This window comes from Sphingobacterium sp. 40-24 (genome assembly GCF_001899705.1).
Lineage (GTDB): Bacteria > Bacteroidota > Bacteroidia > Sphingobacteriales > Sphingobacteriaceae > Sphingobacterium > Sphingobacterium multivorum.
The window spans coordinates 1-26,501 of the sequence record NZ_MKWH01000062.1; the positions used below are offsets into that span (position 1 = coordinate 1).

15 protein-coding genes are annotated in these 26,501 nt (G+C 39.5%); 1 reads left to right on the forward strand and 14 read right to left on the reverse strand.

Going from position 1 to position 26,501, the window contains the following annotated elements; genetic code table 11:
- Window positions 1-84 precede the first annotated feature (84 nt).
- From BGP15_RS23280 to BGP15_RS27020, 14 genes are all read right to left on the reverse strand, one after another.
- Window positions 85-1,482, reverse strand: coding sequence for a TIM-barrel domain-containing protein (locus tag BGP15_RS23280; protein ID WP_286770827.1), 1,398 nt, complete (start codon window positions 1,480-1,482; stop codon window positions 85-87).
- A gap of 9 nt (window positions 1,483-1,491) precedes the next feature.
- Window positions 1,492-3,243 (reverse strand): endo-dextranase, encoded by a 1,752-nt coding sequence (locus BGP15_RS23285; protein ID WP_088160823.1) that lies wholly within the window; start codon window positions 3,241-3,243, stop codon window positions 1,492-1,494.
- Window positions 3,244-3,322: 79 nt separating this feature from the next.
- On the reverse strand, window positions 3,323-4,786 hold the full coding sequence (locus BGP15_RS23290; protein ID WP_088160822.1) for a SusE domain-containing protein: 1,464 nt from the start codon (window positions 4,784-4,786) through the stop codon (window positions 3,323-3,325).
- Window positions 4,787-4,825: 39 nt separating this feature from the next.
- Window positions 4,826-6,319 (reverse strand): RagB/SusD family nutrient uptake outer membrane protein, encoded by a 1,494-nt coding sequence (locus tag BGP15_RS23295; protein ID WP_286770828.1) that lies wholly within the window; start codon window positions 6,317-6,319, stop codon window positions 4,826-4,828.
- Window positions 6,320-6,331: 12 nt separating this feature from the next.
- On the reverse strand, window positions 6,332-9,325 hold the full coding sequence (locus BGP15_RS23300) for a SusC/RagA family TonB-linked outer membrane protein (protein ID WP_088160820.1): 2,994 nt from the start codon (window positions 9,323-9,325) through the stop codon (window positions 6,332-6,334).
- 212 nt (window positions 9,326-9,537) lie between these two features.
- Window positions 9,538-11,211, reverse strand: a complete 1,674-nt coding sequence (susR, locus tag BGP15_RS23305; protein WP_088160819.1) for a SusR family glycan utilization regulator — start codon at window positions 11,209-11,211, stop codon at window positions 9,538-9,540.
- Window positions 11,212-12,299: 1,088 nt separating this feature from the next.
- Window positions 12,300-14,336, reverse strand: coding sequence for a heavy metal translocating P-type ATPase (locus tag BGP15_RS23310; protein ID WP_088160817.1), 2,037 nt, complete (start codon window positions 14,334-14,336; stop codon window positions 12,300-12,302).
- Window positions 14,337-14,341: 5 nt separating this feature from the next.
- The gene (locus tag BGP15_RS23315; RefSeq protein ID WP_088160816.1) at window positions 14,342-15,319 is read right to left on the reverse strand and encodes a hypothetical protein; all 978 of its coding nucleotides are present in this window, start codon (window positions 15,317-15,319) and stop codon (window positions 14,342-14,344) included.
- The gene (locus BGP15_RS23320; RefSeq protein ID WP_198386059.1) at window positions 15,306-15,764 is read right to left on the reverse strand and encodes an MgtC/SapB family protein; all 459 of its coding nucleotides are present in this window, start codon (window positions 15,762-15,764) and stop codon (window positions 15,306-15,308) included. The genes BGP15_RS23315 and BGP15_RS23320 overlap by 14 nt, the downstream gene beginning before the upstream one ends.
- A 38-nt stretch (window positions 15,765-15,802) precedes the next feature.
- The gene (locus BGP15_RS23325) at window positions 15,803-16,684 is read right to left on the reverse strand and encodes a bestrophin family protein (RefSeq protein WP_286770829.1); all 882 of its coding nucleotides are present in this window, start codon (window positions 16,682-16,684) and stop codon (window positions 15,803-15,805) included.
- A 249-nt stretch (window positions 16,685-16,933) separates the two neighbouring features.
- Complete coding sequence (locus BGP15_RS23330) at window positions 16,934-17,530, reverse strand: HD domain-containing protein (protein WP_088160813.1); 597 nt, start codon at window positions 17,528-17,530, stop codon at window positions 16,934-16,936.
- A 21-nt stretch (window positions 17,531-17,551) separates the two neighbouring features.
- Complete coding sequence (locus BGP15_RS23335) at window positions 17,552-18,895, reverse strand: efflux RND transporter periplasmic adaptor subunit (RefSeq protein ID WP_088160812.1); 1,344 nt, start codon at window positions 18,893-18,895, stop codon at window positions 17,552-17,554.
- Between the two features lie 6 nt (window positions 18,896-18,901).
- Window positions 18,902-23,224, reverse strand: a complete 4,323-nt coding sequence (locus BGP15_RS23340; protein ID WP_088160811.1) for a CusA/CzcA family heavy metal efflux RND transporter — start codon at window positions 23,222-23,224, stop codon at window positions 18,902-18,904.
- 209 nt (window positions 23,225-23,433) lie between these two features.
- Window positions 23,434-23,757 carry a DUF6660 family protein gene (locus BGP15_RS27020; RefSeq protein WP_088160810.1) on the reverse strand — a complete coding sequence of 108 codons (324 nt, stop codon included), beginning with the start codon at window positions 23,755-23,757 and terminating at the stop codon, window positions 23,434-23,436.
- Window positions 23,758-24,461: 704 nt separating this feature from the next.
- Here BGP15_RS27020 and BGP15_RS23345 point away from each other — a divergent pair.
- Window positions 24,462-26,141 (forward strand): tetratricopeptide repeat protein, encoded by a 1,680-nt coding sequence (locus BGP15_RS23345; RefSeq protein WP_157698408.1) that lies wholly within the window; start codon window positions 24,462-24,464, stop codon window positions 26,139-26,141.
- Window positions 26,142-26,501: the final 360 nt, after the last annotated feature.

The following is a 26,501-nucleotide window of genomic DNA, read 5'->3' on the forward strand; positions in this document are numbered from 1 at the left end:
TTATTATACTCTCAACAAGTAAAACCTTAATTGTTTAAGGTGGTGGCATTTTAATGCGAATTGCTGGGGGTATTTATATGCGAATTAACAGATCCGCTTGTTGGGATTACGCTTGTCAAACTGCTCTTTCACCACCTTATCCCAGGTAAGACCGTATACGTTGTGGATCTCGGCATGCATGCCTAACTGGTGTTGCATATGAAGTCTATCAACATCCTCTTCATTGCTCCAGGCAGGCTCCCCCATATCTGTCCAGAAACCACTCACACCATCGGCTAGGGGCTTCTGCTGGAGCTGCCCCCACCAGTCGGCCACAGATGGATTTGTAAAATCAACGACACCACAATTACCACCCCATGGCCAAGGCATATCATAAGATGTACCCGTACGACGGTCCTTGACAAAATATCCTTTTTGATGGGCCTCCTGCCACTGACTCTTATTTGATTGCGACACCACTGGATCTTGTGAGAGAATCATCTTAAAGCCTTTTTCATTCAGCTTTTTGAGCATTCCTTTAGGATCTTTATAATTTCCTTTACGCCAGTTGAAATCTTGCAGTTCCTGTGTCCAGCCTATATCCTGATAGATGATATCACAGGGAATTTCCCGCTTTCGAAATTCGGAAGCGATCTCCAAAGCTTGGTCTTCCCGTGTATAAAGTCCACGGCTCTGTGCAAAACCAAACGCCCACCTCGGTGGCATGATCGGTTTCCCAGTCAATGCGATATATTGCTGTTGGATCTCTTTATAATCCTTTCCATAGATAAAATAGTAGATGAAGGGACCATCTGGTGCTCCAAAGGAATAGGATTCTGTACTGCTGGTTCCAAAGTCAAAAGCTGTTTTATAGGTATTGTCCAAAAAAATACCATAATGGTAGCTGCTCATGAAAAAAGGAATACTCTTATACAATGGATCTTCTTGACTGCTATAACAGGGTTTGTCGCTATTCCACATCTTGTAAGACCGGCCTCTTCGATTGAGCGGCCCAGTCTTTTCGCCTAGGCCAAAGAATTGTTCATCGGGACGCAGTACTTTATGTGCCACCGTCTTGGTACCGCTCGTGCTGTGCCCAAGACTTTTATAATCACTGAAAACCAACTTTTGCCACTTATCGTAAATCAGCAATTGCATGGGATTCTTGTTGAGACGGACACGCAGCTTTCCGGTGAAGATTTCGAAGGTTGCCGGTTCGTTATTCACCTTGATTTCACCGATGTCTTCAAGCTGTTCATGAACTACTGCAAAGGAAGAATTCTTCCTTTGCAATGTGCCGCTGACATCATACCATATCCGAACAACAGAACTGCTGCAAAAATAAAGCTCCAACTTAGCGCCGTCGCTGCAATTGAAAGTCACCTTTCGCCCCTCGATCTGATAATCTTGGCATTGTGTCGCTTTCATCATCTGCCCTGCTGCTCCATGAACGATGGAGATCAGGCAAAACAGCATCAAATAAAAAGATTTTAGTTTATGCATAATAGGTTTTTAATATTCGATCACAACCATGTCCCAATACTTGAGCCCCGGCAGATCTATGGTCAATTTATTTCCTGTCTGCGCTTTAGTAAGCGGAATAGCGACGCCCCCTTGCATATCGGGCGATGCCAGCCATACACGCTTGACAGTACGTGTCACGTCGAGCTTGATCTGTAGGCCATCGATACTGGAGGGTTCCTGTTGGGTCCCATTGGTATCACGCCATTCCATAGTATTGGCATCCTTAAAATTGATCAAATGGATTACATCGCGGTTAGCAAAATATCGCCCATAGCTTGTAATACTGCCTGATCTTGCTTTACCATTACTGATAGTCAAAGCGTTTGTACCGGTGACACTAAAGACCGCGGCTGTACCACCATCTCGCAATACGTTTTGGTAAGCGACCATAAAGTCATAATATTGGATCAGCTTTTCCTTTGTTGTTCCTTTAAGCTGCAGGTTGTTATTTGCAAAATATTCATTGGTCAAATAATGTTCTCCCATTTCAAGGTGAGCCCCTCCATTGGCAAAGATGACCGCATTGGTCAGCAACACGCCTGGCTCATTGACAAAGCCTGCCTGATTGGACTTAGCATAGTTCATATAAGCTGCTAATACGGTATTCTTATTGTAATTGCTAAAACGGTCATTGTCTTGAATAATTTTCACCAATTCATCGTATGATTTGTTAGGATCCCAAACTTCGGTATATAAAAAATCAACAGCAGATGGTGCTATCCCAGACTCCTGACCGTATTGATTAACTGCATTCATCACGTGATACTTGCCCGGAAAAGCCTTCTTTGACGCTGCTATGAATGGGGCGTAGCGCTGCTCTAGTTTCACTTCTTTGCCAGTATAGTCATATAGTTTTCCGCGGTCTCCCAACTGATCAATATGATAGCCGTCAAAATTATAGACCGCAAATACATCTTGATGTCTTTTGTTAATGTAGGTCTGCCAGTCGGAGTTGCCGGGATCGACCAAATAGATATTGCTGCGAAAGGGTGCATTCAACGAATGCCTATCTTTCTCCTGATGTTGATTATCCTTAAAAAGGTACCATTGTTCGGATACCCCATCACTTGCCGCATTGGACAAAGCGCCATACAACAAGTTGTAGAACATCGCTTTCATCCCTTTATCATGAGCGGCCTGAATATAGCCATCCACGGTAGATTTGTAATTAGTCCGGCCGATGAGATCCAGCCAGGAATCAGCCGGATTGGATACTGAACCGGCCAAAGGTTTATGCTGATCCATCTGCCAGTCATAAAACTGGATTCCATTAATATGGAAACGGTTGAGCGTTTCGACATTGCGTTGTATTACCTGCTGATCAAGGCGATCGTAATTGGATACAAATCCATACCGTGGAAACTTGCGCCAGTCAGAAGATACATCAACGGCTATGCTGTAGAGCGGCTTTTTAGTTGTATCATCAGTTTTAAAAAGATAGACCATGTAGCCCCGAAAGTCTGTTGTAGGTGGTGTCCAGGTCCAGCTCAGCTGCGAAAGCGGCTCCTCTTTGATCAATTCGCCCAGATAGGTATAGGCGACACTCAAATTATTGTCGGAGATGGCAGCTGTAAATGTGATCTTTTCCCCAGGTTTATAAACAGCTTTATCTGTATTGATGACAGGCTTAAAATAGGTCTGCCCATAGGTGATCGGGTCTTTTTCAATATCGTAATAGTTGTTGCAGCTCGCGCTTAGAAGGATTCCGCCGGCAACCACAAGTCTGAATATTCGTTTCATCTGTAAATAATTAATCATGCACACAGAAGCTTATTAATTTCCTCCATTTTGTTGATGGAGGAAAAAGCTTAAGATTGATTTATTGTTTGATAATTGTGACTGTTTCCTGTAGCTGATCCAGTATGATACTGTATGTACCCGCAGTGGTCACTTTCCACTTATTATCTGGATTAGAGCCAGACTTGCTAAAGATCATCTGCTCGGTCTGCCCTGAGGGTGTCCTGCCATTTTGTGAAGCCAAAAACCATGCGCCATTCCAATCGGCCTGTTTATCGCAACTAAACTTTAATTCACCGGCTTTAAGTGTTCCAGACCAGGTAAACCTGTGGGGTGTATCACCCTTAACCATTGGGGTTGCTGTGGCAATATCCCAACCATTGGGTGTCGCATCGCCCACAAGATAAATAGCCGGAAACGATGTAAAAGGAGCAATGGTAATTTTATTGGCCCGTAGATCCAGTCTGATCTTATAGATTCCTTTATTAATCCGCCATTTATAATCATTCTTATTTTCACTTTCGGACCACTTGACGACAGGTAGGTCTGTTCCAACGCCTTGTTGATCTGTCTCTGGGCGCAAAAAGACAACGCTTGGATCAAAATCTGGCTTCGTTGCAATCTTAAACTCGTCGGTGCTATTATTAGAATTCAATACGGCATGATAGGTAAAAATAAAAGGGTCATTCGGGTCTTTCACCATAGGCTGAAAGGACCAACCGGTAAAGCCACCCACAAACCACAGTGCATCATACATAGCTCCCTCAATTTCAGTAATGACAATAGATCGATCGATCAGATTGACTTTGACTTGGTATAGTCCAGATTTGGCAACGGTAAATGGAACATCGTAGGGATCTGACTCCGACTCACGATAATAGAGCTTTTCATTATTTGTTCCTTTGTTGTATGAAGGTGTAAAATTGCCCAAGGTGCTGATAAACTTAAACTCGCCCCGGCTCAGTACACCTTGCCATATAAAGGCTCCTGGCGTACCCTGTATCGGATTCATCCTGCTGGCTTTGTTCGCATCCCAGCCGTTGCTTGTTGCGCTACCAAGGATATAGAGTGTTTCGGTAACCGGCTTGTAGGTTTTGATCTTTAAACTAATTATTTGAGACAACTGTGTTGCGCTTTGTCCGTCTTGGGTCTCTGCTATGACACGCGCTTCCAGCTGTGCTCCGCTTCCTGCTGTGATGCCAAGCTTTTCAATCAACAATTGATTAAAATCTTTGGTAACATATCTTTGTGACCGCAATCCTTTCTCAAAAGTACTGTTAATGGAAGGCTTAAAATCCTTACCTTTTTCACCGATTTCAAGGGTATACTTGATGGCTGCATTCGTTCCAAAATTAGAACCCGAAGTCCAGTCGAATACTACAGCTTCCTGCTCCGGGGCGGCAACATTCAATACAATATCTGATGTTGAGACACTGAGTTCTAAGGGACCATCGGGATAGATGACATTGCCAAAATCGTCTTTACAGGACTGACAGAACAAGGACGAGATCAAGATCAAATTGATAATATAATATAGTCTTTTCATCTTTTTAAATTTGTTAGTTGGTTAATTACCAAAATGGATTTAATAACCGGGATTCTGCTTCAAATTTGGATTGGCGTCAATCTCAACTTGAGGAATGGGTAACAACAAATGTTTTGCGGTGGCATTGAGCTTGCCGATGCTGTGCAGAAAGTTAAGCGCATACTGCCCGTTGTCCCAGCGAATCATATCAAACCAGCGTTGTCCTTCAAAAGCAAGTTCTATTCTTCTTTCGTGACGGATTTTTTCACGCATATCAGCTTGGGAAAGCCCTGTAATTGACTTTTTGTCGGTCAAACCTGCTCGTTGTCGCACCATATACAGGGGATCCACCGCTTGAGCCGTATTGCCGAGTTCATTGAGTGCCTCGGCTTTCATCAATAGCACGTCTGCATAACGTAACACAACGATATTGGCCGCATTGGTATTGTAATCGGGTGAAATGGACAATGGAACCAAAAATTTGCGCACGTTATATCCTGTGGACGACATATTGGATTTGTAGGCCTTACCGTCGAAAAGTGGTCCTCCTTCATACAAAACAGTTTTATCTTTGCGCAAGTCTCCAGTTTCGTATTGGGAGACAAACTCAGCTGTTGGCTGATTCCAACCGTAGCCGCCGCCCACCCAGCCCGAATTGCGTGGTCCCATATAGGTGCTCAGCCAGTTTGCCTGATTTTCATCGTCCCAAAATCCGGCCTTGGTAAGTCCATAATATTGTACTTCAAAGAGCGATTCGGCTGTATTTTTATGACGAGGCTCCCCCCCAAAACAATCACTATAGTCTGCATTAAGCACATACCCCAGCGACTCGACCTGATTGCATTGATCAATGCACAACTGATATTGTTTTAGTGTGAGGTAAACTTTTGCCAAAAGGCCTGCCGCAGCTCCTTTACTGACGCGTCCCTTATCCTGATCGGCATATTCCTCACGACGAGGTAACAGTGTAATGGCTTCCTTAAGGTCTGGTACAATGACTTCATTATAGATGCGTTCTTTGCTCACGCGAGCCGGTTTGAGATCATCTCCAGGTTTCGCGGGTACCAATGAAAGCGGCACATCGCCAAACAGCTGAACCAAAATAAAATAATAGTTCGCACGGAGGAATTTGGCTTCGCCAATCAATCTGTTTTTCAATTGGGGATCTATATCCATCGAAGGGACATTTTCCAAGACGGTATTACAATATAAAATACCGGGATTGGGTCCTCGCCAAAGATCAACCGCCGAAAAATTGTCTGGGCCAGTGGAAAAATTGGACAATTGGATCGTTTCTATTCCATCATCGCCACCACCTGCACCCACGGCACTATTCCCTGCCATAATGTCTAATGACCATATACGCATATTGTATAACTTGGGTCGTTGGAGTGGCTGATAAGCCGCATTGATCATTGCAACAGCAGCGGAAGCATCCTTGACGGATTCGGCACTGGGATCCTCAAGAGGTTCTTTATCCAAAAATTTTGAACATGAGCCCAACCAAAGGGGCATCGCCGCAAGGGCCATATAAAATATTTTTTTCATCATCATGAGTCTAATTAGTTAAAATCTAAGGTCCAATCCCAAGCTAAAGTTTTTTGTGATCGGGTAGTTACTATTGTCAACACCTCCTATCACTTCAGGATCGAAGCCAGAATACTTGGTCCAAGTAAACAAATTCTGCCCTGAAAAATAAAACCGCAACCGTCCTGCATGCAGACGTTTGGCTACAGCTTCAGGCAAGGTATAACCTACGGTCAGATTTTTCAGACGCAGGTATTTTCCCTGCTCAATAAAACGATCTGAATTACGTGTATTCTTATTGGGGTCGCTGTAAATCGCTCTCGGCACCTCATTGCTGGTTCCCTCAGCGGTCCAACGATCAAGAACCTTAGTCGTCTGATTTCGTATGGTATACATACCTTCCAAGGTAACCCTATTGGCATTATAGATCTGGTTTCCAGACACCCCCTGAAAGAATACTTCAAGATCTATATTTTTATAGGACAACTTATTATTCATGGCAAAACTCCAACTTGGTGTTGGATTGCCTAAATAGGTCCGGTCATAGTCATTAACAACTCCATCTTTATTGATGTCCCTAAATTTGATATCGCCGGGTGCCGTACTATTAGCGGGATCTGCCCCTTGATATTGATAAGCATAACTATTCACTTCGGCCCAGTTTTGAAAAATACCATTGGTCAAATAGCCATAAAATGATCCAACAGGCTGTCCAATGGTATGGGACTGATAACCGTAGTAAATAGGTACATCGCCATCAAGTCTAACGACCTTATTTCTATTATAGGAGATATTGAAATCGGTATTCCAAACCAATTCTCCTTTTAGGTTTTGGCTACGTAAACTTAATTCCCACCCCTTGTTTTCTACCTCTCCGGCATTGATCATTGGCGTATAGCTGTCTGAATATCCTGTCGTAATGGGCACGCTCATTTTGACAAGCATATCTGAGGTTTTTTTGATGTAAGCATCCATCGTCAACTGGATCCTGTTTTTGAAAAAACTTGCATCAATTCCAACATTCTGTTGTTTGATCGTTTCCCAGCGTATGCCCGGGTTAGGCATAACGAGTGGGTACAATGTCGAAACGGGAATACCATTGAAAACATATTGACCAGTTTTTAAGCGGGCTGATGCAGCATAGTTATCCAACACGGCCTGATTACCGGTAACTCCATAACCGATACGGAGTTTAACATCACTCCAAAAATCATTTTTGTTAAAAAAAGACTCTTCAGAGATACGCCAGGCGGCAGAAAAAGAAGGAAAAGTCCCCCAACGGTTGGCCGAAGCAATTCTTGATGTACCATCACGACGTACAGTGGCCGTAAGGAGATAGCGATTTTTAAACGTATAATTGGCGCGCCCGAAGAATGACAATAACGCCCATTCGTTGCGGCTCCCACCTACAGTTGGATCTAACAAGCCATTATTTAACTGGTTATTATTGTCGGAAAGAAATTCCTTGATACTTCCATTCATGTAATTATAATCATTGTTTTGCGCACTAGAACCTATCATCACATTGATTTCGTGTCCACCCCCGAAAGTATTTGCATAAGTGAGGGTATTGTCCCACAAATAGGTTAGGCTCTTGTTGAAACTTTCACTCCGATAGGAATTGGGAACGGGGATGGGTTTCCAATTGTATTTAGGCGAAAAGGTCATATTGTCCCAAGCCTTATAATCAAGGCCAAGCAAAGTTTTGAAGGTGAAATGATTCAAGAAATTTGCTTCCGCATAGATATTTCCAAGAAGATTATAGCCTTTCGTTGTATTTTGTTCAAGCATGGCAGTCCCGATCGGATTGCGCAGATCGCCATAGAATATAGCTTCATTTCCTGGCCCTGAATAGGTACCATCTTCATTAAAAATTGGTTGTGTAGGCAATGAGGCAAGCGTATTCAATACGCTATAGGAACCATTGTGTTTTACATCATGGCTTAGCGTGAGCGTATTGCCCAATTTGAGCCATGCTGTCTGTTTAGCTTCATTGTTAAACTGAAAATTATACCGTTTGTAATCGGTGTTTTTCACGATGCCATCCTGATTGAGTATACCAGCAGAGACGTAGTACGTATTCTTTTCTCCACCACCAGCATAACTAAGGGCATAATTAGCTAATTTACCTGTCTGTAGGAGCGCATCTAACCAATCTGTTCCTCGGCCAAGCAATGTAGGATCGGCAAAATCCGGTCGTTGACGGTTATTGTTGTTGGCCATCATCTCATTGTGCTGCGACGCAAACTGTTGTGCATTCAGCATTTTGGGTAGGCTCGTTGCCTGCTGAATCGCGTAATTGGCACTTGCCGTAATACTGCCTTTATTTTTATTACCCTTTTTTGTTGAAATCAATACAACACCATTGGCTCCCCTGGAACCATAAATGGCAGTAGCAGAGGCATCCTTGAGGATATCGATTGTCTCCACATCATTTGGATTGAGCGCATTGAGAGACAGATCCGTTGGGACGCCATCAATCACTAACAATGGAGCACTATTGTTGATTGATCCCAGCCCTCGAATCTGTATGGACACATTGCTTCCGGGCGCGCCTGAGTTGATAACCTGTACACCAGAGGCACGTCCTTGAAGCGCTTCGCCAACATTTGCCACAGGCTTATCTTTCATTGCCTCTGCACCCACAGACGCTAAAGAACCTGTCAGATCTTTCTTTTTAACGGTCCCATATCCAATAACAACCACCTCGTCAAGTGCTGTGTTATCCTTGACTAATATAATATTATAAATTGATGCATTGTCTACTTTTAGTTCCTGAGTCTTGTAGCCGATATAGGAGATGCTCAAAACTGAACCATGTGCAACGGTCATTTTAAAATGGCCATTTCGATCTGTCTGTACTTGTTGGGTTGTCCCCTTGTTGTTGACGGAAACAGCTTCAATAGCTAGCTTGTTTTCGTCTTTTACAGTACCCTGAATCTCCCTTTGTTGTGCAAATGAATTTAAACAGATCAAAATCATTGAAAGCATGAGAATGGGATACGTAAAACGTAATCGCCCCTGGTTTTTCATAAAATTTGATTTTTACGTATTACTTATAATTGTTATCTAATTTCGATTTGAAACTAGTGTCAAATCGCCCCCTAATTGGTTTATCCAAAAATAAGAGGATCAAAGAGCAGATAAAAGAGGTGTATCGCCAAATATAGAAACAACAAAAACGTAAAAACCTAAAAAACAGAATATTACATCAAATACAACAAAGAAATATATAGAAGATTAGGTCAATAATTTAGGGCTTTTCGACCTATTTTTGTGACCAATTCATCAAAATCTTCGCGCGGGACGGCAGCTTTATTTCTGAATTTGGTCCGGTAGGTATAAATGGTATTGGTTGAATAGTGCAGGAAACGGGCTATCTTTGCGCTGTCTGTAATACCCAAACGTATCAATGCAAAAATACGGAGTTCCGGGCTCAGTACTTCATTTGGCTTTAAGACGACTTGCATATCTGCGACTAACAGTGCATTGAAATCTTCCACAAAGTTCGGATACAAGTGCAAAAATACATGATCAAAAGTGGCGTATAATTCTCTTACTTCATGGTCGATCATATCGCGTGATTTAAGCATCTGCTTGAGCTCTTCGATCTTCTTGGCCATGACCATCTTGTTGAGCGAAATCTGGTATTTTTCGAGCTTATCAATATATAAGGAACATAAGTTTAGGAACTCACCGATATAGGCTTCTTTGATGTGATTGGTTTCTGCCAACTCGCTATTCATAGACAGCACTTCGCTATTGGTGGTATGAAGTTCGTCATTGGCTGTATTCAATTGCTGATTGAGCACCTGCAATTTTTGATTGAGTTCGAAGAGCTCTCTACGGACGCGATTTACCCGCTTCATCTGCCTGTATATCAAAATAACTGCTATAATGAGGCACAGCGATAGGATACTGACAATCGCTAGAAAGATTGTCAATTTTGCCTTTTGTTGTAATTCATTTTCTTGATAAGCTGAGTTTATGATTGGAAAGATCTGCGAAGCTTCATAGGTCCGGAAACGGGCATTACAAAATATAGCATCCTCCATTGACGATTTGATACAGCTATAGGCTTCTTCAATATGGTTTGACTTATACAATAAGGTCGCTAATGCCTGCATCGAGGCATTCTCCTTGATGGCGTTTTTAATATCACTAATCGCGGATAGCGTCAAATATTTGCGTTGAAGGTCAATATTTCCTTCCTTTTCATAGATATTAGCCAGGGCATAACATAAGATGGCATGTTCATGATCCTCTTTTCGGGAAAGATCAAGCATATACATCAAACTCTTTTTCGCTTCCTCAAATTTCCCTTCATCATGGAGCTTTTCGGCATAAACTATACGGTATTGACTACTTGCCGTGTCCAGTTCACTTAAGAGCGAATCGCGATAGCGGTCACTCCGAATAGCATACTGCCGATCGTCGGTATTTGAAAATGAATAAAATTTATAGAGCCTTTTCCACGCATCGTAATACTTGATCAACAGTTCTCTAGGAAGCTTGTTCTTACCTACAGTGGCCAATATTTTATAGGCGTCAATATACATACCTGCTGTGAAGTAAAATGAAGCAAGATCCAGATTACTTTCATTGATTTGGAAGAAATCGCCACTTCTTTTGGCTAATTTTACATTTCCCCTAGCATATATAATCGCAGAATCTAGTTTATATGAAGAATATTCTTGGTAAAGGAGCTTGTTTAATTCGTATTGTCCGGAAGTGTTATTTATTGATTTCTGAAGTTGTCGTCCCAAATCGTCTATTCTCGCTTCTTTGAGGGCCATAAACACTTCCTTTTTGTCGATCATCTGAAGCAGTTGTATCAACGCAGTATCCTGTCCAGTTCCTGCTTTACATAAGATAACCGATATAACAATCAACAGGACACATAAAACACGTCTATACATGATACTTTAAACCAAAAGTGACAAAACACAATAGTAACATTTTCTAGGCTTAAAACAAAACTAGCATATACTAATGTTATACATTTATCAAAAATAAAAAATTGCAAATATTCTGATAATATTTTGCGTATTAATACAAATCTTAAACGTTCTTAAAACCTTTATTGAATATTGACACACTTTTAACACCTAAAATCTTGACCTCAATTATCTGTTTATTATTTCTATAAATGTTAGTTGAGGGGATTATTATAAATAATTCGAATTCGTAATTTTGAACTACTAATCTAACAATCAACTTCTTCTAAAACACAATCAAATACTGTGAATACAGTACCTAACATTACTAAAATTTTAAGTTGATTATTGAATTTTAATGCCCTCTTCCTGAAATATGTATATATATATGTTTTATCTGAACGATGATTGTAATTATTGTTATAATGGACAGTATAATGACCATAAAAATCAAAAAGGGTGATTTTCTCTCTTTAAAAGACTTCTGGGATATAGTAGAGGTATGTTTTCTCTTTCTCCTCTTAACAGCAGGTTTTCTCTTGTGTACATTATGTTTTTTTTTCATTTCAATACAACTGGAACAATAAAAAATAGAAATCCTATATTAAAATTTGATAAAAACATAAATTGATACTCATTTGCATCAACAATAATTTTATAATCCTAAACTTCCTAATACAACATTTCTCAAAACCTATTTTTCTTTCAACACAGGTTAGAACAAAAAAAGCTACAAAAGTTAATGACCGTTTAGACTTATGAGAAAAACTTCACTAACACATTAATTATAAAGATACCCCAACATGATGCTGCAAGATTTACAGATGGAAAACAGGAATGTCGGACAGCCATGACCGATACTTAGACTAAACAATACCAACATATTTTTGATTCCTTCGTAAATTTGATAAATACAGTCTAATTGGATATTCCTTTCAAAGGCTAACAATAAGGATGTCTTGCTTTATTACAAAACATCCTAGATGATCATTTTATTGTATAAAAAAGCTAAGACCCTACTAAACATGATGTTTTATAGAATACTGTTTCCAATAACATTCAAATTTTATTTAAAATTTCATCCGCTGGATCCTTATAGCATTCAATATCGCAATTAGCGAAACCCCTACGTCAGCAAATACGGCTTCCCACATAGTAGCAAGACCTCCAGCCCCAAGAATAAGAACTATGCCTTTCACCACAAACGCTAGTATGATATTCTGCCAAACAATTTTTTTTGTTTTCTTGCCAATATTAATGGCTATCGGGATTTTAGAAGGCTTGTCATCCTGAATAACAACATCTGCTGTCTCAATTGTCGCATCGCTTCCAAGTCCTCCCATAGCAATTCCCACATCACTTAAAGCAACTACCGGAGCGTCATTTACCCCGTCTCCTACGAAGGCAACAGTTTCATTTTTTGCCTTCATCTCTTTTACTTTGTTTACTTTGTCTTCAGGCAAGAGATCTCCAAAAGCCTTGTCGATCCCCAGCTTATCTGCAACAAATCTAACAACAGTTGTCTTATCTCCGCTCAACATCGTCGCTTTTACATTGAGCTTATGAAGCATATCAATAGTCTTTTGGGAATCTTCCTTTATGCTATCGGCAATGGTAATGTAGCCCACAAATTTACTGTCTTTAGCCACCGCAATAGTTGTGTAGACAATTGATAATGGATCTAGATCATATTTAATATTGAATCTGTCCATCAGTTTAAAATTGCCGACCAGTAATTCTTTTCCGTCAATCTGCGCTTTCAAACCATGACCGGGAATCTCTTCAGTGTTTTCTAATTTTATGGAACTATCAACATCTCCTACATATTCGTGTATGGCCGTTGCTACAGGATGCGTGCTAAGACTTTCGATGGCATTTACGAGTTTTAGAATTTCAGCTTTATCGAAATCGGAATTAAAAACTACTTCTTGCACTTTAAAAACACCTTCGGTCATTGTACCAGTTTTATCCATTACTACATTCTTTATGGCAGCCATAGTATCAAGGAAATTACTGCCTTTGAATAAAATACCATTACGACTGGCAGCTCCAATACCTCCAAAATATCCCAATGGAATAGAAATTACCAATGCACAAGGACATGAAATTACCAAGAAGACTAAAGCTCTGTAAAGCCAGTCATTGAATACGTAGTTCTCTAAAAAGAAATAAGGTAGCAAACATATTCCGATTGCAAGAAAAACAACGATTGGGGTGTAGACTTTGGCAAACTTCCTTATAAAAAGTTCTGTAGGTGCTTTCTGGGATGTTGCATTTTGGACCAATTCCAAAATCTTACTTAGCTTGCTGTCCGTATAAGCGGTAGTCACCTTAACCTGAGCAACGGTATTTAGGTTGATCATGCCGGCAAGCACCGATTCCCCCTTGTTTTTGGTATCCGGTTTACTTTCACCTGTCAGTGCGGCAGTATTAAAAGAAGCACTATCCGTGAGCAGTTCTCCATCAAGGCCCAGTTTCTCCCCAGGTTTTAATTGGATAACCATACCTATCTGTGCCTCCTCGGCTTTAATAACTCTGGTCTGATTCTCCTCAACAATTCTCACTTCGTCCGGCCGCTGGTCCAGCAGGGCTTTTATGTTACGCTGTGCTCTTGAAACCGCCAACGTCTGAAATACTTCGCCTACAGCATAAAAAAGCATAACGGCCACCCCTTCGGGATATTCCCCGATAAAAAACGCGCCTATGGTTGCAATGCTCATCAAAAAGAATTCTGAGAAGACCTCTCCCTTGGCTATACTCTTAAAAGCATCTTGAATTACCGGAAGGCCTACGATTCCATAAGCTACCAGATACCAAACAAATCTGACTGTTCCTTTAAACCATTCCTGAGGCAGCCAGTTATCCAATGATATTGCAATAAGTAAAAGTAAAAGAGAAAGAATAGATGGTAGAAACATTTTAAATGGACTTCCGGTGGCATTACTGTGGTCATGACCGTCATCATCACTATGGCCATGATCGTGTCCGTCATTTTTGTAATGTTCCTCTTTTACCAATTCTCTTGCTCCGGCTTTAGAATAGACCTTTTCCGTCTGCGTACAACAGATCTGCTTGCCTTGCGCGTCATATTGATGTTTGTGATCCATAATATTTATTTTAAAAGGTTTTTTAATATTTTATCCATAAAGAATTGTTTCGAGACCTTATTTGCTTCACTTAGTACAACATCTATTGAAGGAATTGATTTCTCCAAATATTTCTCAGCCCTAATTATTGCATCACTTTGTTTTTTGATTTTCTCTGTTTCTTTCAAAGCGTCCGCCAGGGCAAGTAAGCTGAGTCCATGATCCTTCAGTATTCCCAACTGTTCGATCATCCAGCTAACTGCGTAAAAACCAAACTTGGATAGCGCCAGAGGATGGGTCTGCTTTTCTTCAACAGGTGGGAGTCGATTAAAGGGTGACTCAAGTATAGTATCAGTAAGGTAGTTTCTCAACTCCGACTTTTCATGTTCAATATCTACTAGTTCGACACATCCCTGTAATGATTGTGCATAAATACTTAACCAGCGTAATTTCCGACGAAACTCATGAATATCTGACTCCACGTTTCTGAAAACATATTTTCCATTCTGGGAAAAATCCATTATCTTTTCTATTTCTGAACGATAGAATTTAACAAGACGTCTGTGCTGCTCGTCTTTTGCCTTCCATTGGGTTTTGTCAATGTCACTGATGATTTTTTTTAATTGTTTACCATTCAACCAGTTTTTACGTTTGAGTAATTTATTAAGTTTCCTCACGACTTTTTCTAATTGTGCATCAAAATAAATCCCCACATCTTCTGGAATGCATTTGTCTTTGGTATACAATTTAGCAAAAGTGGTAAAATAGTCTATGCTCCCAAGCATGTCCTCCAATTGTTTAAATTTGTCCCGCATTCTTCTAAACTGTTTTGTTCTTGGACCAGTAACACTATATATCCTGGCCAATGCCTCCAATTGGAACAAAGGTGTTCTTAATCCATTCTCAAAAAGATACCGCCCGGGATTGTTCTCTTTCTTCGCCCCTTCAAACAAATCTGCGAGTTTTTGAAGATGCAGATCGAACTGATTATTATTCTGTTTCATGGCCGCTATTTTTATTGTCGGATAATTTTCTCAGAAATCGCTTGTACCACTCAAATTGATTTATTACGAAAATCAATAGGGTAATAACTGTTGCAGAAATTGCAAGAACAAACATGTTGAGTGCGATAGCTATTCCAACCGCAGCAATTGTCCAGAGGCCGGCTGCTGTGGTCAGTCCTATTGGCATACTTTTCTCAGTACGAAATCCTATACCGGCTCCTATAAATCCTAGGCCAGTTGCAATCGCCGCCAGCATTCTTGCCGTTGCAGACCTGTCTTCAGTCAAGTGGGCTGCAACAGATACAAAGAGACAAGAGGCAACACAGATACAGGCAAATGTCCTTATACCCATATTCTGCTGTTCTTTTTCCCGTTCTATACCGACGATGCTTCCTAAAACGAGAGCGAGTACCAATTTAGCAGAAAGCAAAAGTTCAAAATTCATATCCATAGAGTCTTTAGATTTTATTATTTACAGATATATTACATTTCATAATAAGAATCATTTTTGGGATTTGCCGGAATATCTATTTCTCCAATCATTTCCAAAAGGTTTATCTCGATGGTTTGTGCAAGCGAAGTCATTGGTGTATCAACTGGCGTACCCTCAAAAGGATCCTGCATAATGATGACTGTCTTTTCAATGGCAATAAAGAGTATTGGTATAATCATGGTCATTACGATCTCAATAGTTAACTGAGAATCTTCGAGCCCGAAAGGCAAAATCGCGGCAAAGACGTAGATCAAGGTGTGTACCATCATGCTATATGATCTGGGAAAGACCGTATTCTTAATACGTTCACACTTACCCATGCTGTCGCATAACCTACCTATTGTTTCATTTAGCTGAACCTGTTGAATATCCGTTATCGCTCCACTGAAAGCGAGATGTCTGATTGCATTTGAATGTCTATCCAATATTGCATTGGGTATATTTGTGGCTTTTATCCCGTGGAAATGCAGATAAGCCTGAACTTTAGGTGAAAACTCCAGCTTTCGGAGCGATTCTCCCAGCGCATAAGTCCAGATAATTTGTCGGTCCACAAATTCTTTTATTTCGTATCGGGGACTTTCGGGAGCATATTGAATAAACTGCCTTAGTAAATTCCTGGAGTCATTAACAATAGCTCCCCATATTGTTCTGGCTTCCCACCAGCGCTCATAGGATTGAGCCGTTCTAAAGGCCAGTAGTAGGGAAACAGCCGTTCCGATCAGAGCAGGAATACTCAGCGGCAAGGATACTTTTTTAAAAGTCGGATGCATATCAACCACGCCGATCGATATGGCGAATATAGAGATCAGAATGAATTGTGTCTTTATCTCATTTATAAAGTACCAAATTGATATTTTTCGATTTAATAACATAACTGAATATTCTAGGTTTGTGAAGAACAATAATCATTCTTTATATTTTTAGACGGATGTACATTTAGATAATGAACAATTAATTATAAATCTTGGTTTCCCCCTTCCGAAACCGATTTCAATATTTTCAATATTGTTCATAGCAAAACAAAAATACAGTGTAAATGCTGGTCAAACACATCTTCAAGTAAATTCCATACCTGAAGGAGCTGTTGTCGAAATTTTTCATAATACTGCCAGCGGATCACTTCATAGTATATCCCGACTATTAAAGTTCATCAATATAACATTGACCTGTTTAAATCTATCCAGAACATTTTTTCCATATGAAGTCCAATAAGTGTGGTTTCGCAACATAGCCATATTTATAGTCTTCCATTCCTCATCCGAATAAACCCTGTGAAGGAAAATTTCAAACTCTCTCCTTATCGCCATAGCATATCTAGGATAAGTGGGTCTAGTAAAGTGAAAGAAATCAGCATCACAAAGTATCATTTCCACCAAATTCATCGGCGACTGCGGAAACTTTGTTGCTTCGATACAGGCCGATACCGAATTTATAAATTCGGTATCGGCTTTATATCTCGTCAGAAAACTTTTGGCTATCTGTTTACTTTTTTCCTCGTGTCCGGCGTAGGTATGAATATAACCACAGTCGTGAAACCAGGCGGAAACAAGTAATATTTCCATTTGGCCACCATCAAGACTATAGAATTGTCCAATTTCAACTGCTGCTTTCGCAACTTCAACTGTATGGGTAATGCCATGAAAACCCAAATCACCTGAAAGGTTTTCTTTTAGCAATGAGGAAACATAATTTTCAACAGATAACAACAGAGTTTTCATAATTTTACATTTACTTAGAAATTAATGTTCATGCCCACCAGTATTGCTCAATTTCGCATTGATAAAGAATGCCCCTTTGGTAACAATTTTAACTCCCTTAGGAATTTCTGTTACAGGAGTGATAACAGTGTAACCCAATTCAGAAACTCCTTTAACAACTTCGATCTTTTCAAAATTAATTTTCTTTTCAGTTTGCTTATTATCAGCAACATGATCATGTTTTTCCCCCGGTTTGTGATCATGGTCTTCTTCAGCTTTCTGGTCATGGCTTTCACCTTCTTTGTGTTCATGACCACCTTCCTTGTGACCAGCTTCAGGATCCTTATCCGTATGAACAAAAATATAGAACTTACCGTCAGCTTCTACAATGGCATCATTAGCAACAGTCGATGCCATTACATCTTCTACACTGACCATACCTGTAATGTTCATTCCGTCAATTAGCCCCGTTTTATTCCCTACTACAGTACAATGCACAGCTATTGTTTTACTTTCGTTTTCGAATGATGAGCCTATATTGAATACCTTTGCAGTGTAGGTAACTTTTGGATTATTGGTAATGGTAAAATTGACAACCTGTCCAATTTTCATATAAGGTAAGTCGCGTTCGAATACCTGAAGATCAAGATGCAAAAGACCATTATCGACAATTTCGACAACCGGAGAGGAAACATCTACATAACTACCTATCTTGGCCAGCTCATTGCTAATCGTACCACTGACAGGGCTTGTTACAACAAGTGCGGACCTTAGATTCTCCCTGTTAATACTAGATGGATTAATGCCCATCAACTGTATCTGCTTTTTTAATGATGCTTTACGAGCCATCAGTGCATTCAGGTCAGCAGTAGCTGTCTGGAGGTTTTTCAATGCACCAGCACTCCCTTCATTAAGTTCCTGTTGACGGCTCTGTTCCTGTTGTGCTAAAGTAATCCGACTGTCAATCGTTATGTATTCTTCCTGCAGCTGGATAAACTGTGGATTTTCTATTGTGGCGATCACCTGCCCTTTTTGAACATAATCACCCAGCTGCACTTTGAGACTTTTGACAACCCCTCCATACAGCGAGGTCGCATTTGCCTTCTTATTGTTAGGAACCCGAAGTGCTCCGTTGGCCTTGACGGTTGCTGTCAGATTTTTATTTTCGATGTCGCCAAGAGTGATCCCAACAGCCTTAATCTGTTCTTGTGTAAGTGATGCAATAGTAGAAGACTCTTCTTCTGCATGCCCCTCCTCACCACTAGCTTCTGCCTTCTTTGTCTCTTTCCTGGCTCCGCTCTCTTCCTTCTTGTCAGCCTGTCCGCCACAACTATATAAAAATGCTACAAGAACACCCGAAACTAATATTTTTCCTATAATTTTCATTTTGTATTATTTGTTATTGAAGTAATTGAATTGAATTGCTGATTGGTTGTACTGGTTTAGTACATCCAAATAGTTCTGACGGATACCTATTGCCTGGTTCAGGAACTGTCCTAATTCAGCAAAACTTATTTCACCTGTTCTATAACTCAGAGTCGCAGCACTGATTATTTCCTCAGATTGACGTAGTCCCGATGTTTCATAGAAATTCAGAAGAGAATAGTTTTTTTCTATTTCAGCAATAGCCGATGCCCTTTGTGTCTGGAACTGCTGGGTCTGATAAGCAAGTGTTTTTTCTTGCACTTCTTTCTCGGCAACCGCAACCCTTACTTTATTCCGGTAGGCGCCGCTCCCAAAAACCGGGAAAGAAGCCATTACTGAAAAACCAGTAAACGGATCTTTGGCACCCCACAGACGCTGACTAAAAAACCTTCCAGAAAACTCCGGTTTGTTCGTATTCTTCTGAACTTTGATATTGGAAGAAGCAATATTGACATTTTGTTCCTGCAAAGCAAGTACCGGATGCGAACTATTATTTTCAACTAGTTCAACTTCGATTTTCTTTAATGATTCAGCAATAGGAAGTAACCATTCGTTCTGATTCATGAGCATCATCAATTGTTGCTGCTGGACTGTCATTTCTTTCTTGTTCTGCTCAAGAAAAGCCCGTAGTTCTTTAAGTTTAGCTTCAGCCGACACCTGATCCAATTTAGCGACATCTCCTGTCCTGACCCTGACTTCAGTAGTTTTAAAGAGCATCGTGTAAATACTGTCCAATTTTTTAAAAAGCAGCTGTTTGTCCTGCAGGTACCAAAGCTGATAGTATGCGGTACGCACATCACGTTTGATTGCAGCATTCAATACATCGGTATTAAGTTCTGCATATTTTAACTGCTGCTTAAAATAATCTTTCCTTGCAGCATACAAGCCAGGCCATGCTATACTTTGAGAAACTCCGATTTTCAAAATTCCTACTCTATCTGATGGCCGGAAATCTTCATTTTCAGCAAACACGCCCGTTTTGGGAATATCGTTTGCAGTCTTGACGTTCAAGGAAGCACTTTTTACCTGTGCACTATTAACCCCATACTGTTGATTATTTTCCAACGCCGTGCCCACCGCTTTTTCGATAGAAATCCGTTCCCGCTGCTGGGCCTTGACCGTCGATAAACTTCCCAGACACACTAAGATTACCATTGTTATTGCCTTCATTTTACCGTCTCCATTTTTTTTGAGCTTCGAATTAAAAATAATGTACAGGAGGGGCAGCACAAACAGTGTCAAAAATGTTGCTGTGATCAATCCGCCGATCACCACAGTGGCAAGAGGTTTTTGCACTTCGGCACCGGCACTCGTACTAATCGCCATAGGTAAAAACCCGAGTGATGCTACAGTGGCAGTCATTAATACCGGCCGCAGACGGGTCATTGTACCCTCTTTTACTCGTTTGAAAACATCCTCTATTCCCTCTTTCTTTAGTTGATTGAACGTTCCGATCAGAACGATACCATTAAGCACTGCAACTCCAAACAGGGCAATAAAACCGATTCCTGCACTAATACTGAACGGCATACCACGCGCCATAAGGGCAAATACACCACCAATAGCACTCATTGGGATGGCCGTAAATATTAAGGCAGCTTGCTTAAATGAATGGAAAGTAAAATACAACAGCATAAATATTAACAATAGTGATACTGGTACCGCAATCATCAGACGTGCACTCGCCTTTTGTAAGTTTTCAAACTGCCCTCCGTAGGTAAAATAATATCCTGAAGGCAATTTTATCTTTTCGGACAATTGTTTTTGGATATCCTGTACCACACTTTGTACGTCCCGACCTGCAACGTTGAATCCAATTACTATACGCCGCTTCCCTGCCTCCCTGCTTATCTGGGCAGGTCCAAGTTTATACTCTATATTTGCAACCTGCGAAAGTGGAATCTGTATTCCCTTATCTGTTGGGATCATCAGGTTACTGACATCATCAATGCTACTCCGATGTGTACTATCAAGACGTACAACAAGGTCAAACCTTCTTTCATTTTCATAGATCTGACCTGAACTTTTGCCTGCAAAAGCCGTACTGACAACATCGTTGACATCCTGAATGGTCAATCCATAATTTGCAATCCGGGTACGGTCATACTCGACATTAATTTGTGGCAGACCGCTTACCCGCTCGACCTGTGGAGATGTTGCCCCCTGGACAGTTTGAATCACCTCACTGACTTCTTTTGCGTAGGATGCGAGTGAATCTATGTTTTCACCAAAAATCTTAACAGCTACATCCTGCCTTATACCTGTCATCAACTCGTTGAAACGCATCTGAATAGGCTGGTTTTTCTCAAAGAAAACGCCCGGTATAACCTCAAGCTTTTCCATCATCGCCTCTGCAAGTTCGTTGTAATTTCTGCCAGACTTCCATTCGTCTTGCGGCTTTAGTACGACCATTAAATCGGTTGCCTCGGGAGGCATCGGATCGGTAGGCACTTCAGCTGCTCCAGTTTTACCCACAACCATTTTCACTTCATCAAATTGCTTAATTATCCTTGAAGCCTGCATGGAGGTTTCGATACTCTGATTTAATGAACTTCCCTGCGGCAAAATACAGTGAAAGGCGTAATCCCCTTCTTGCAGTTGCGGAATGAATTCGCCCCCCATCCTACTGAAGAAAAATAAACAAACTGCAAAAATAGCGACAGTTGCTCCTACAATGATATATTTGATCCTGATTGCTTTTTGAAGCAGAGGCTGATACCAACCAGAAAGCTTATCCATCATTTTGTCGCTAAAAGTCTTTTTGTGACTTGGTTTTTTTGACAGAATTAACGCACACATCATCGGAATATAGGTCAGCGACAATATCAACGCTCCAAATATCGCAAAACCAACAGTTTGCGCCATGGGGCGGAACATCTTGCCTTCCACACCGACTAGGGTGAGGATTGGTATATAGACAATTAGAATGATGATCTCGCCAAAGGCGGCACTTGTACGAATCTTGGATGCGGAAAGGAAAACTTCATCATCCATTTCGTTTTGCGTTAGCCGCTCAGTAGATTTCCGCAGTCCAAGATGGTGCATAGTAGCTTCTACAACTATAACCGCACCATCCACTATTAATCCAAAATCGATCGCTCCAAGACTCATCAAGTTAGCACTAACACCAAATACATTCATCATACCTAAGGCAAACAAAAGCGCTAATGGGATAGCGGAAGCAACAATAAGTCCTGCACGGAAATTCCCAAGAAACAGTACTAAAACAAAGATTACGATCAACGCACCTTCGATCAGGTTTTTCTCCACAGTACTCATTGCCCTTCCTACTAAGTCGGTTCTATCCAAATATGGCTCAATTGTCACGTCATCAGGCAAAGATTGTTGAATTGTCGGTAGTTTTTCTTTTATCCGTTTTACTACCTCGTTACTATTTTCACCTTTAAGCATCATTACCACGCCACCCACGGCATCAACCTCTCCATTATAGGTTAATGCACCATATCTTACAGCACTACCAAACCTAACATCTGCAACATCACCTATATAAATAGGAACAGCTCCGGAATTTTTTACAACGATTTTTTTGACATCATCGAGAGAAGTTGCCAATCCGATACCCCTGATAAAGTAGGCTGTAGGCTTTTTGTCAATATAAGCTCCTCCCGTATTTTGGTTGTTCTTCTCCAGAGCCGTGAATATTTCAGGAATACTAACTCCCATAGCCCTAAGCTTATCAGGGTTTACAGCAACCTCATATTGTTTCAATTGACCACCGAAGCTGTTCACCTCAGCTATGCCTGGCGTCCCATATAGCTGTCTTGCCACGATCCAGTCCTGCATTGTACGCAGATCCTTCGCATTATACTTACTCTCACTACCTTTTTTGGGGTGAATTATATATTGATAAACTTCTCCCAGCCCGGTACTTACAGGGGCCATTTCCGGGGTACCTATACCCTGTGGAATCTTATCAACCGCCTCTTTTAATCGTTCGTTGATAAGCTGTCGAGCAAAATAAATGTCTATATCCTCCTCGAAAACGACGGTAATAACCGACAAACCAAAACGCGAGATACTACGGATCTCTTCAATCTTGGGCACATTTGCAATACTTTGTTCGATAGGAAAGGTAACCAGCTGTTCAACCTCCTGCCCGGCCAACGTGGGACAAGTGGTGAGTATCTGAACTTGATTATTGGTAATATCGGGTACCGCATCTATAGGCAACTTTGTTGCACTCCATGCTCCCCAAATAATAAGTAACAGGGTCATCAAACCAATAATGATCTTGTTCTTTATACTGAATTTTATGATACTGTCTAACACAATGTATTTTGTTATTTTAACATTAAAAAAATCGCGCTTGCTCTAGCACCTTAAAAGAAGGTGGAGAGGAATTACAAGTGTGTAAGGGGAATGATTAGACACTGAAAAGATTGGCTATAATCTTTATAAAGCCATAAATCAGTATTAAATCAGAAGCAATTTATATTGTTATAAAATGCAACAAATACCCATACTCTTTTAAAATGAACTTAAACGTAAAATTTTGGCGGTTGCCAAATAGAACCCGAATACTGGGAGATAAATTTAAAATCCGGAATTATTACTTTTTCCCTAGAAAAAATCTGTGTTAGCACACCTAATTCAGGGATTTCAAAATTGAAGGAAACAACTGAAATACTACAGCATGTACACTGGCAGAAAGGAGTACAATAATCATCACTATCATTGCTATGCCTATGCGTTGTTTCGTCCGCAAATTTGGAAAGAGTTCCACATGTATTATTCGTATCCCCACAAGGCACCATAAATAGCGCAAGGATATAAAATAATAATATTGTAGCTTTCCATCTCATATTTATAACGAAAATATAAAAAAAAACAAACAAAACTAAATTTAAAGACGACTTTATAGTTTTCTTGCTTTAATATGAGAATATTTATAGTTGTCTATTATAAATACAACGACAATTTTAAAACTAGTTCATTAGTGCAATTGTCTCTCGTCCAAACATCCTACTCTATAAAAGAGTAATTATTTAAATCAATATTGGGGAAGTATTTAAATTTATATTAGTCATTCTAATATCGTGCAATTGATATTACAATTCAGCCATATTGTTTCTAATAAAAAAACAATAAATAAATGGCTTTATTTAAAACTGTAATATATCTTTTGACTAACGCTTTTCAAAGTATATGAACAACTTTACATACCTCTAAATCTCCATATAAGTATTTAAAGTAGATTTGTGTGAATTATTTATATTTCTTAAAAGTTCGATGTAAATAATTAAATTTAAGTATTATGGGAAAAGTCCAGTTTAAATCAACCAACTACGAATAGTACTTGTAAACAAGCGAAATGATCTATTCCAACAATTATTTTAAACAGTCATAAAAATAGCCCAGGTAATGATATAATCTGATTCAACTTTAATTCAGAGTAGAAAATTATATAAAATTAACCTCTTTAGTATACATCAAGTTCGATTGGCTTGAAAATAGACTATTATCAAACTATCATAAAATTCAAGATAAATTATTAATAAATACTATTATGCAATTTAGATTTATGTTTATCCTTTCCTTTTATGCCATTATTCTCTTTATGGCTGGCTGTGGGCAACAAAATTTGGATTTGCTATTGCTACAAAAAGCTCGAATTTTCGCAGAAAATTATCCTGATAAAGCGTTAAAATTCATTGACTCTATTTCTTCACCAAAAACCAATTTAAACAGAGAACAATACATGTATTATCTAGTTGCTCATACTCAGATATACTATAAAAATCATCTCCCTATTGAAGAGGATACACTTATATTTTATGCTGTTAACTATTATCAAAAAAAATCAAATAATCCCAAGCAAACCTCACTAGCATACTTTTACGCAGGTAACGTCATGAGAGAACAAAAAAAGTATGATGTAACAATGGAATATTATAAAAACGCCGAAAAATATGCACTTCTATCTCATGATGCCTCAACAATCGGTCTAATTAACTTCAATATGGGAGACCTTTTATCCGAACAAGGACGTTACAGAAAAGCATTAAATAAATATCAAAAAGCAGCTATCTACTATAAGCAATACCCTGACAAACTAGCATTTTCATATAGCTCTATTGGTAGAATGTATCTATTTCGCCAAAATCCTGATAGCGCCTTTCTTTTTTTCCATAAAGGACTAAAAATTGCAGAATATCTGGGAGGAACAAATTTAAGAAGACAATTGACAGAAAGCCTCTCAGTTGCATATGAACAGACAAAAGAATACAGAGCCTCCCAAAAATACCTATGGCAATCAATCTCTCTTAATACTGACAGTACCAGATTGCCACGATATTATCTAAACTTTGCATTACTCTACAGTAAAATGTCACTTGATGATTCTACAACGTATTATACAGCAAAGTTAAAAAAAGAGCTACCCACAATAAAAGACAATTATTTAAAATACAGCATATTAGACTACCTAATCCGTTACGAAAAAAAAAATAACAGGATCTCAACTGCTTTTGATTATCAAACAGATCGAATGAAAGTTCTTTATCAGATTATGAAAGAACGCGAGAAGCAGTCTATCTACAAAATAGAAAAAAAATACAACTATGAACAGATTACAAAGGAATATTTTGAAGCACTTACGATAAAACAACAATGGATAATTTTGTTAATGGGCATTGTAATTTTAGGAGGAATTTCATTTCTAACTTACAGTACAAGACAAAAAAACAAACTACATGCAATTGAAGGCAAAATAGAGACTTTGAACGGAATGAAACTCGACTTAGAATCTATGGTACAAAAAAAACAGCGTGACCTTCGAAGGACAATTCTATGGAGATTTGATATTACTAAAAAATTAATCAAACTAAATAAAGAAATCAACAAGAACAACAAAATTATATCAGATAGTAACTCGTTACTAAAGCGATTTAATACTATAGTCTATGGAGAAAATTCCTATGATGAACAGTGGGAAACACTGCACCAAGCCTTCCGTCAGGCTAGACCCGAATATTCGGAAAAAATAAAACAGTTATTCCCAGAAATTACTGAAACAGAATTTCGGATATGTATTCTTACCTACGCTGATTTCAGTGTTAAAGAAATAGCCCTTATTCTTCAACAAAGTCCAAATACGGTACAGACGCGAAGAACGTCATTAAGACAAAAACTTGGCGTACCTAAAGGCGGAGACATCTCTGAATCAATAGACAGCTTATGCGGTTGATTTTTTCAATCAAAATATTCCAAAAGAATTGGCATCAGCGCTAAGCCCCCTAATACATCGACCTTATAATCAAATATATAATCCGATAAAAACAACTTAAAATCAACGACTTTCCCTAACAAAAACGTCACAATATCATCTCCTAACTTAATCAACCTACCCCTTCAACAAAATAATTAATGCTTCATAAGATTTTATTGAAAAAAGGATTTTATTCAGATGATAAACTTTCACACATTATATCTTTTAAAAGTTAAAAATTAAATCCGCATAACTTTATCACATCCTTTCTCCAACGGCATTAATAATTAATAAAATTCCATTGTCATTTGTTAAATATAGAAAATGATACTACCATAA